4 protein-coding genes are annotated in these 2,606 nt (G+C 63.6%); 2 read left to right on the top strand and 2 right to left on the bottom strand.

The features are described 5' to 3' along the window. Together EN906_RS38565 and EN906_RS30310 are read left to right on the top strand one after the other, a co-directional pair. Nucleotides 1–467: DUF1344 domain-containing protein (locus EN906_RS38565; protein ID WP_245484360.1), on the top strand; the 467-nt coding region annotated here is incomplete at its 5' end. A 234-nt stretch (nucleotides 468–701) separates the two neighbouring features. Then, the gene (locus tag EN906_RS30310) at nucleotides 702–887 is read left to right on the top strand and encodes a DUF1059 domain-containing protein (RefSeq protein ID WP_127269428.1); all 186 of its coding nucleotides are present in this window, start codon (nucleotides 702–704) and stop codon (nucleotides 885–887) included. A 1-nt stretch (nucleotide 888) separates the two neighbouring features. Here EN906_RS30310 and EN906_RS30305 read toward each other — a convergent pair whose 3' ends face one another. Both EN906_RS30305 and EN906_RS30300 read right to left on the bottom strand, forming a co-directional pair. After that, nucleotides 889–2,154 (bottom strand): CCA tRNA nucleotidyltransferase, encoded by a 1,266-nt coding sequence (locus tag EN906_RS30305; RefSeq protein ID WP_127269429.1) that lies wholly within the window; start codon nucleotides 2,152–2,154, stop codon nucleotides 889–891. Then, nucleotides 2,151–2,606 (bottom strand): CoA pyrophosphatase (locus EN906_RS30300; RefSeq protein WP_164777474.1); only part of this gene is annotated, 456 nt, incomplete at its 5' end. The genes EN906_RS30300 and EN906_RS30305, both read right to left, overlap by 4 nt.

Here is a 2,606-nt window from a genome sequence, read left to right as displayed (position 1 = left end):
GGCACACGGTGCGGCGCAACATTTCTTTTTCGTCTAATAGGCCGTTGAAAAGACTGGCCTATTTGTGGGGCCGGGTCGGAAAGCCGTTTCGCACTTTCCTGGAATTGCGTCAGACAAAGCGAGCCGCGACCCGACGCGACCGGACGGCCCAGACGACGCGGGGCACCTCATTGAGAGGGATGCCCTACTTCCAGGAGTACTTCGCAATGCGCAAGATCATTGTTTCGGCGGCCGCCGCTGCCCTTCTCGCTTCCGGTTCGGTGGCATTCGCCGCCGTCAAGCACACCACCGGAACGATCAAGACCTTTGACGCAACGGCCATGAGTCTGGTCCTCGACGATGGATCGTCTTTTACGCTTCCCAAGACCTTCAAGGATCCTGGCCTGCAGGTCGGTGAAAAAGTCCGTGTCTCATGGGATATGAAGGGCAAGAACAAGGTCGCCGAGGCCGTCAAGGCCGCAAAATGATGGCTTGCCCGCCAGAGCAGGATGAGACGATGTCCGGTCCTGTTTCGGGATAGTGTTAAGAGGGTGGAGCAGCGCTGCTCCGCCTGTTTGCCGTTGACCGCAACCAATGCCGCCCCATCTGTGTTATGCTTCTCACCCGCTCGCGGTCCGCGGATTAAACCCTGGAACCGGACCATGAGCCAAAAAAAGTACCGGAGCCTCGACCAGGCTTCACGGAGGAAAAGGAGAAATCTCATGAAGGAATTTCACTGCGGGTCGCTCGTGCCCGGCTGTGACTGGCACACGCGTGCCGACGAGGAGGCCGAGGTCATGCGCCGTGCCGTCGAGCACATGCGCGAGACGCATGGTGAGACGGTCATCCGCGAGACGATGATCGAGGCGATCCGCTCGCGCATCGAAAAGAGCCGCGACGCGGCCTGATCTACCCGGCGTTCAAAGCTTCGGCGGCGCGCTTGAGGAGCGCGTCGCGATCAGGGGTAAACCCGGCTTCGACCCATTCCGCCTCGAGATTCCTGAGGATTTCGCCGAGTTTCGGTCCTGGAGTTGCGCCGAGCGCTGTGAGATCGGCACCTTTCAGCGGAAACAACGGCTTTTCCCATTTGGTGGCGAAGGCAAGCTGGCGCGAAAAGCCACCGGCTTCGAGCAGCGCCTCATTGTCCTCGACGGCGCGCACTCTGGCTGCCGCAAGCGACAGCCGCAGCCGGTCGACAAACCCCTGCCGGTCGCCGCGATAGAGCCTTTTCGCCAGTTCGCCCTCGGTCGTCTTCGGCTCGACGGCGGTGGCAAGCGCCCAGTGGCGCAGGCGATCCGCTTCGGCGGTCGAGAGTTTGAGCCGCTCGGCGAGCGTCTTCATGCGAGCGGCATCGGGCGGCACGATCGCTTCCAGTCTGAGCAGCGGGTCGGGTGCCCAGCCCAGATCCTTCCCGGCCTTGGCCAACCCATGGATGGCATCGATGCCCCATTTCTCGCTTTCCGGCAGCGCTGCGGTCAAGACGCCTGCCTGCCGCATCCAGAGCAGCGCCCGTGACGGATCGGGCGCCGACAAGAGCTTCTTCAGTTCCGACCAGATGCGCTCGGCCGAAAGCTGGGCCAGCCCTTCCTTAAGCCGGGCGCAGGCTTTCAGCCCTTCGGCGTCCGGCCGTCCATCGCCGTACCAGGCGAAGAAGCGGAAGAAGCGCAGGATGCGCAGATAATCCTCGCGGATACGCGCTTCCGGGTCGCCGATGAAGCGCAGCCGGCGTGCCTCGATGTCGGCAATGCCGCCGACCAGGTCGACAACCCTGCCGTCGGCCTCGGCATAGAGCGCATTGATGGTGAAGTCGCGCCGCTCGGCGTCAAGCTTCCAGTCGCGCCCGAACGACACTTTCGCGCGTCGCCCGTCGGTCTCGATATCGGCGCGCAAGGTGGTGATTTCATAAGGTTTTCCGCCGGCAACCACGGTGATTGTCCCATGTTCGATGCCGGTTGGCACCGCCTTGAACCCTTCCGCTTCGGCGCGGCGGAGGGTTTGCTGCGGCAGGCAGGTGGTGGCGATGTCGATGTCGGCGACGGGCTGGCCCATCAGCGTGTTGCGCACCGCGCCGCCGGCGACTCGCGCCTCTTCACCGCCTTCGGCCAGTGCGAACAGCAGGCGCTGCAGATGCTTGTCGCCGAGCCAGTCGGCCCTGTCCGCGATCGAGACACTCACGCATAAAGCCTTTCATAGAGGGTACGGATGATGCCGGCGGTGACGCCCCAGATGCGCCGTTCGCCGTAAGGCATGTCGTAGAAGAACCATTCGAGATCGTTCCACATGCGGCTGTCGCGCTTGTGGTTGGCCGGGTCCATCAGGAAGCGCAGCGGCACTTCGAAAGCGGCGTCGACCTCGTCGGCGTTGAGCGTCAGTTGGAAACCGGGCCGCACGATGCCCAGCACCGGCGCGATGCGGTAGCCGCTGCCGGCGACATAGTCGGGCATGCGGCCAATGATCTCGATGCGGTCTCGGCCAAGCCCGATCTCCTCGAAAGTCTCGCGCAGCGCCGCCGCCTCAGGGCTCGGATCGGTCGGATCGATGGTGCCGCCGGGAAATGCCACCTGCCCCGAATGGCTGCGCAGCTTTTCGGCCCGTTTGGTCAGGAGAACCGTCGCAGCGCCCTCATG

Source organism: Mesorhizobium sp. M7A.F.Ca.CA.004.06.1.1 (genome assembly GCF_003999135.1).
Classification (GTDB): domain Bacteria; phylum Pseudomonadota; class Alphaproteobacteria; order Rhizobiales; family Rhizobiaceae; genus Mesorhizobium.
The sequence above is the reverse complement of the archived record's forward strand: the minus strand, read 5'-3'. Positions and strand labels throughout refer to the sequence as shown.

Excerpts from the sequence above, each read along its gene's own strand:
- EN906_RS30310 (WP_127269428.1), top strand. The coding sequence starts at position 702 with ATGAAGGAATTTCACTGCGGGTCGCTCGTGCCCGGCTGTGACTGGCAC.